Here is a 6,650-nt window from a genome sequence, read left to right as displayed (position 1 = left end):
GCGCTGCGGGCCCTCCGCTCGGCCGCAGAGGATCCGACCGGCTCCGGCGCCGACCCGGAACAGCAGCGTCTGCTGCTGCTGTCCGTCAGCGGTGTGGCCGCAGGCCTGCAGAACACCGGGTGACCGACGTCGCCACCGACCGAGCGGGAACCCTCGCTTTCGGTGCCCACTAGAGTGAAATCTCTGCCGGATCCGGCACAGCCTCACGCGACACGATCGCCTGCACCACCATCCCCCACCAGAAAGCTCTTCCGCGTGACCGCTACGTCTCCCGTCGACTTCCATCCGCTCGCCGCATCCGTGCAGCCCGTCTTCGACACGGTGCTCTCCCGCAGCCCCTACGAGCCGGAGTTCCACCAGGCCGTCCACGAGGTGCTGCACTCGATCGCACCTGTGCTGGAGCGCCACCCGGAATACGTCGACGGCGGCATCCTCGAGCGACTCGTCGAGCCCGAGCGCCAGATCCTCTTCCGCGTGCCCTGGATCGACGACGCCGGCAGGCTGCAGGTCAACCGCGGCTACCGCATCCAGTTCTCCTCCGTGCTCGGCCCATACAAGGGCGGACTGCGCTTCCACCCCTCGGTGAACCTGTCGATCATCAAGTTCCTCGGTTTCGAGCAGATCTTCAAGAACGCGCTCACCGGCCAGGGCATCGGCGGCGGCAAGGGCGGATCCGACTTCGACCCGCACGGAAAGTCCGACGCCGAGGTCATGCGCTTCTGCCAGTCGTTCATGAACGAGCTCTACCGTCACCTCGGCGAGCACACCGATGTGCCCGCGGGCGACATCGGCGTCGGCGGCCGCGAGATCGGCTACCTCTTCGGCCAGTACCGCAAGGTCACCAACCGCCACGAGTCCGGCATGTTCACCGGCAAGGGGACGGGGTGGGGCGGTGCAGAGGTGCGCACCGAGGCCACCGGGTATGGCGCGGTGTTCTTCGCGCAGGAGATGCTCGCGGTGCACAGCGACTCCCTCACCGGCAAGCGCGTGGGCATCTCGGGATCGGGCAACGTCGCGATCTACGCGATCCAGAAGGCCACCCAGCTCGGCGCCACCGCGGTGACGGCCTCGGACTCCTCCGGCTACGTCGTCGACGACGCCGGGATCGACCTCGACCTGCTGCGTCAGATCAAGGAGGTCGAGCGTGCCCGCATCGTCGAGTACGCCAACCGCCGCCCGAGCGCCCACTTCGTCGAAGGCGGCAGCGTGTGGGAGGTCCCGGTCGACATCGCCGTCCCCTCCGCCACCCAGAACGAGGTCAGCCTCGCCGATGCCCAGGCCCTGATCGCGAACGGCGTGCGCGCCGTGTCCGAGGGCGCGAACATGCCGTGCGTGCCGGATGCGGTCGAGGCGTTCCAGAAGGCCGGTGTGCTGTTCGCCCCCGGAAAGGCCGCGAACGCCGGTGGCGTCGCCACCTCCGCGCTCGAGATGAGCCAGAACGCCTCGCGTCAGCGCTGGAGCTTCGGCGACAGCGAGAACAAGCTGCGCGAGATCATGGCCGACATCCACGATGCGGCCTTCGACGCCGCGGAGCGACACGATGTCGCGGGCGACTACGTCGCCGGAGCCAACATCGCCGGCTTCGAGCGCGTCGCCGCGGCGATGCTCGCCCAGGGTGTCATCTGACCCCTTCCTCAACACAGGTTCCTCGACACGAGAAGAGCCGCCTCCCTTCCGGGGAGGCGGCTCTTCTCGTGTCGGGATGTCGGGTCAGCTCTCGTCGACCGGAACCTTGACGACCTTGTTGTATCCGGTCACCGCCTGGTTCTCGTCGAAGGCGACGACCTTCTTGCGGAAGCCCTTCGTGATGATGGCGAGGTAGACGACCCCGATCGCGGTCCACACCAGGCCGCCGCGCAGGGCGTCCTCGTGCAGGTTCGCCCAGAGCAGACCGGTGAGCACCATGCCGATGCCGGGCATCACGATGAAGCTGAAGATGTCGCCGGGAGTCTTGCGACGGCCCTTGCGGATCGCGAACCACGCGATCACCGAGATGTTGACGAAGGTGAAGGCGATCAGCGCGCCGAAGTTGATCCACGCGGCGATCAGCTCGAGGGTGAACGGGATGGCCAGCAGCGAGATGGCGCCGACCAGCACGATGTTGAAGGTCGGGGTGTGGGTGCGCGGGTTGATGTAGCCGAACGCCCGCTGCGGCAGCACGTTGTTGCGGCCCATCACCAGCAGCATCCGCGACACCGAGGCGTGCGACGCCAGGCCGGAGGCGAGGGTGGCGCAGAAGCCGGCCGCTGTCAGCACCGCCATGAGCACGGGGCCGCCGACCAGGTTGCCGATGACCGGCAGCGTGGAGTCCTCGACGAACTGCATGTCGCCGCCCGGCGCGAACTCGTTCCAGTCGGGGAAGCGCAGCTGCGTGAGGTAGCCGGAGATGAGGAAGATCGCGCCTCCCAGAAGCACCGTCAGCAGGATGGCCTTGGGCATGATCTTCGGGTCCTTGGCCTCTTCCGCGTACATCGTCACGGCGTCGAAGCCGATGAACGAGAAGCACACGATCGTGGCGCCCATCAGCACCGCACTCATCGTGGCGCCGTCGTGGAAGAACGGGGCCATCGAGGCCACGGTCGCGGCGCCGTCGCCGCGCATCAGCTGCGCGATCACCATCACCACGAAGACGACCATCACGATGATCGAGAAGATGAGCAGGATCATGTTCAGGTTCGAGGTGCCGCGCATCGTGCGGTAGATGATGCTCGTCACGAGGATGCAGTACAGCACGACCCAGATCCACCCGGGGATCTCGGGGAAGAGCGCCTCGAGATAGCTGCGGATGATGAGGCAGTTCACCATCGGCAGCAGCACGTAGTCGATCAGCGACGTCCAACCGACCATGAAGCCGAGGTTCGGATGGATCGACTCGCGCACGTAGGTGTAGGCGGATCCGGCACTCGGGATCGCGCTGGAGATCTTGCCGTAGCTGATGGCGGTGAATACCATCACGACCAGCGCGACCAGGTACGCCGCCGGAACGACGTTGTCGGTGTCACGGGCGACCATGCCGAAGGTGTCGAAGACGACCGTCGGTGTCATGTAGCCGAGCCCGAGCCCGACGATGGCCCACAACCCCAGATTTCGTCGGAGCGTCCCTCCGCCTTGCGCCAGCGGCTTCGTCTTCGTTGCCATGGGTACTCCTCGGGGAACAGCGCATGGGTCGGACTTCGGATCGTCCGACGCTGAGGAACAGTATGGACCGGAGGTAATCGCCAGCGCTACGACGAATTCGGTTCGAAATACGCTTTTAACAATCCGATGGACAGCGGGATTCGAAGATGAGACCCCGAGTCACCACCCTTCGGTCAGCACCCTGTCCAGCATCGCGACGACATGATCGGCGCTCTGCGCCGTGAGGCACAGCGGTGGTTTGATCTTCAGGACGTTGGACCGCTCGGATGTCGTCAGCACGATCACACCGAGTTCACGCATCCGCTCGCAGATCGCCGCGGCCTCGGCGGCCGCCGGCTCCATGGTGTCGCGGTCACGGACGAGTTCGACACCGAGATACAGCCCCTCGCCATGGACGACGCCTATCAGCGGATGCCGGTCGGCGAGGCCCCGAAGGCCCTCGGCGAGGCGCGCGCCGATCACTGCCGCGTTGTGCTGCAGTCCGTCCTCTGCCATCGCGTCGAGCACCGCGATGCCGACCCGGCAGCTGAGCGTGCTGCCGCCGGCGGAGGAGAAGAACTGGCCCTGCGTCGACAGCGCGTCCGCGATGCGCTTCGAGGTGATGACCCCGCCGATCGGGAATCCGTTGCCCATCGGCTTCGCGATCGTGATGATGTCGGGCACCACCTCTGCGAGCTCGAACCCCCAGAAGGCGGACCCCATCCGCCCGAAGCCGACCTGCACCTCATCGGCGATGCACACCCCGCCCGCCGCCCTGATCTGCGCGTAGGCCCCGGCGAGATAACCGTCGGGGAGCACCACGCCCCCCGCGTTGCCGAGGATCGACTCGCACAGGAACGCCGCGACCTCCCGTCCGTCCTCCCGCAGCCGATCGAGATCGGTCGCGAGGTCGGCGAGATAGGCGTCGGCGACGTCCGCACCGCGATACGTGCCGCGGAAGCGGTTGGGCACATCGGCGATGTGCACCCAGTCGGGGCGCGTGGCGAGCGCGAAGGGGTTGTCATAGGCGCTGGTGGTCACCGCATCGCTCGCCATCGTCCAGCCGTGATAGGCCTCTCGCAGCGCGACGACCGTGCGACGACCGGTCGCCGCCTGCGCCAGACGGATGGCGAGATCGACCGCCTCCGAGCCGCTGTTGACCAGCAGCACCGTGTCGAGGTCGCTGCCTTCCGGCATCAGGGCGAGAAGTCGTTCGCTGTACTCCGCGAGGTCGCGGAACAGGAAGCGGGAGTTCGTGGCGAGGGTCCGCAGCTGGCGGTCCGCGGCGTCCGCGACCTTCGGATGGGCGTGGCCGAGACCTGCGACGTTGTTGACCATGTCGACGTACGTGCGCGCAGTGGTGTCGATCAGGTGGTGCTGCCAGCCGCGTTCGATCTGCGGGGGACGTTCGTAGTAGCGCTCCTGCAGCACCTTCGCGACGACGCTGCCCTCGCGGTCGATGATGACGGTCTCCACGCACGAGAGCACCTTGGCTCCGCCACATGCACGCTCTTTCGAGCACGGCGAATACTACGAAGGGCCGCATGATGACGAACTGGCAGAGTCGGCAGCTGTGCCATCCAGTGGATGCCCGTCGGTGTATGTATCGCTCGATGACATCGGCGTGCTGATGGACAATCACAACCTGATCGCCACCAATATCGACGACAATCTGCCGGTCTTGCGTGACATCGCGAAGCTGGTGAAACAGTGATCCGGCGATGGCTTGCGGGAACAGTCGCCTTCCTGGTCGCTGTCGCGCTGGTCGGTTGCACAGCTCCCGAGAAAGAGGTTCCGATGGATCAGAAGAGCCTCACCTGGGAGGAAGCGAAGACCGCGACCCAGGCAACAGAACTCGAGATCGCGGATCTCGTTCCGGCCGAGTACGTCGTGAGCATTGTTCAGAAGCCGACTGGCACGTTGTTCTCGTGCGATGACGGGCAACACACCTGGTATGGCTCGACGGCGATCGCGCTGACGCCCGATGCCGATGCGGAGCAGATCGTCAGAACACGTGAATCGCACTTTCGGGAGGATGAGCGCTTCGACGTGCGAAACCGTCGCGACGTCGTCGACGAGTATGAGATTCAACTGATGTCGCCTGATACCGCCGAAACCTACGTCATTGGCCCAGATGGCGCGGCGGCGCTCCTGATCAGCTCGGGGTCACCGTGCTTCACCTTGCCAGATGACGTTTACCCCGGAGGGAAATTCTGAGGCCTGACGCTGGTGAACGCATCGGAACCGCGCCGTGGCGGACTGCAGCCATCTTTCTGCTGTGTGTGACGGTGTTGTCAGGGTGCACGCCCGCAGCCGAAGAGCCGAGCGAGGAGAGCAGCGTGACATGGGAAGAGGTCAAGACTGATGCGCAGGCAATTGAGATGGAGATCGCATCGCTGATTCCGGCGGAGGCAGTGGTGGACATTGTTCAAAAGCCGGAGGGAACGTTGTTGTCTTGCGATGAGACGCAGCACAACCGGAATGGTTCGACCACCGTCACGCTAACGCCCTCTTCAAACGCCGAACGTATCGTCAAGGACCTTGAGACTCGCTTGGAGGACGATGATCGATTCGAGTCGAGGAATTGGATTGATCCCACAGGCGCGTACAACGTGCAACATCGCGTCGGGTTCGGTCTGCTTCACGTTGCCGGAGGGTGTCTATCCGGGCGGCACGTTCTGACGACCGCCCCGCCTACACCTCCACGGCCCTCGATCAACTACGCGAGGCGGTGACCCGCTTCTTCTCCCGGATGTAGACCTCGCGGCGTACCTTCGCGACGACGTCGCCCTCCCTGTCGGTGATGACCGTCTCGAACCACTCGAGCACCTTGGCTCCGCCGCGTGCGCGCTCACGGATCTCCTCGGCCTTCTCCTTCGACACCTCGAACTCGGCAGTGAGCACGCCACGGCCGGGCTTGAGGAACTCGATCTCGCCGCGGGTGTCCCACACGACGTGATCGCGTCCGAGCTGGTGCATCACCAGCATGAAGAAGTACGGGTCGGTCATCGCCGACATCGACCCACCGAACGCGGTCTTGACGTAGTTGCGGGTGAAGACGTTCACGTGGAGTTCGACCGTGGCATGGGTCCAATCCTCACTGAAGCGGCGGATGCGGATGCCGCTGAAGAGGTTGGGGATCCACAGGCTCATGCCGATCGCGAGACGGCGGGGAGTGATGCGCATCACGCCAGTGTGGAGGAACGAGCAGAGAGCGACAAAGACGTCTGGAGGGTTGTCACAGTTGTTATAGTTCGCATAGAATAAGTAGCGATTCCACGAGAGGAGGATCGGATGCTCATCCGTGTCGATCCCGACAGCTCCCGCGCGCTGTACGACCAGGTCGCGGCCTCCATCCGCTCCGACATCCTCACCGGGGTCCTCGCTCCGGGCGATCGCCTTCCCGCGGCACGCGATGTCGCCGAAGCGCTCGACATCAACCAGCACACCGTGCTGCACGCCTACCAGCGACTGCGTGACGAGGGCCTGGTCGATCTGCGTCGCGGCAGGGGAGCGGTGATCGCGGCCTCGGC

8 protein-coding genes are annotated in these 6,650 nt (G+C 65.2%); 5 read left to right on the top strand and 3 right to left on the bottom strand.

Features of this window, described 5'->3' with window-relative positions; translation table 11 throughout:
- The first annotated feature begins 255 nt into the window (after window positions 1–255).
- Complete coding sequence (gene gdhA, locus KZA10_RS05625; RefSeq protein ID WP_218682383.1) at window positions 256–1,626, top strand: NADP-specific glutamate dehydrogenase; 1,371 nt, start codon at window positions 256–258, stop codon at window positions 1,624–1,626.
- A gap of 84 nt (window positions 1,627–1,710) precedes the next feature.
- On the opposite strand, the gene KZA10_RS05620 is transcribed toward gdhA, so the two are convergent.
- Entirely contained in the window at window positions 1,711–3,138 is a 1,428-nt protein-coding gene (locus tag KZA10_RS05620) for an APC family permease (protein ID WP_256934454.1), read from the bottom strand.
- 159 nt (window positions 3,139–3,297) lie between these two features.
- The gene (locus tag KZA10_RS05615; protein ID WP_308289597.1) at window positions 3,298–4,593 is read right to left on the bottom strand and encodes an aminotransferase class III-fold pyridoxal phosphate-dependent enzyme; all 1,296 of its coding nucleotides are present in this window, start codon (window positions 4,591–4,593) and stop codon (window positions 3,298–3,300) included.
- Here KZA10_RS05615 and KZA10_RS05610 point away from each other — a divergent pair.
- From KZA10_RS05610 to KZA10_RS05600, 3 genes are all read left to right on the top strand, one after another.
- Window positions 4,580–4,831 (top strand): hypothetical protein, encoded by a 252-nt coding sequence (locus KZA10_RS05610; RefSeq protein ID WP_218682382.1) that lies wholly within the window; start codon window positions 4,580–4,582, stop codon window positions 4,829–4,831. The genes KZA10_RS05615 and KZA10_RS05610 overlap by 14 nt on opposite strands.
- An 83-nt stretch (window positions 4,832–4,914) precedes the next feature.
- Complete coding sequence (locus tag KZA10_RS05605; RefSeq protein WP_218682381.1) at window positions 4,915–5,334, top strand: hypothetical protein; 420 nt, start codon at window positions 4,915–4,917, stop codon at window positions 5,332–5,334.
- Between the two features lie 122 nt (window positions 5,335–5,456).
- Window positions 5,457–5,852: a hypothetical protein gene (locus tag KZA10_RS05600; protein ID WP_218682380.1), complete on the top strand. Its 396-nt coding sequence runs from the start codon at window positions 5,457–5,459 to the stop codon at window positions 5,850–5,852.
- Here the strand turns inward: KZA10_RS05600 and KZA10_RS05595 are convergent.
- Window positions 5,833–6,303 carry a PaaI family thioesterase gene (locus KZA10_RS05595; protein ID WP_141386714.1) on the bottom strand — a complete coding sequence of 157 codons (471 nt, stop codon included), beginning with the start codon at window positions 6,301–6,303 and terminating at the stop codon, window positions 5,833–5,835. The two genes, KZA10_RS05600 and KZA10_RS05595, sit on opposite strands and share 20 nt — an antisense overlap.
- 108 nt (window positions 6,304–6,411) lie before the next feature.
- Here KZA10_RS05595 and KZA10_RS05590 point away from each other — a divergent pair.
- Window positions 6,412–6,650: GntR family transcriptional regulator (locus tag KZA10_RS05590; protein ID WP_218682379.1), on the top strand; the 239-nt coding region annotated here is incomplete at its 3' end.

The organism is Microbacterium sp. BF1 (assembly GCF_019279095.1).
Taxonomy (GTDB): Bacteria; Actinomycetota; Actinomycetes; order Actinomycetales; family Microbacteriaceae; genus Microbacterium; species Microbacterium maritypicum.
This window is presented reverse-complemented; position numbering and strand designations above follow the sequence as displayed.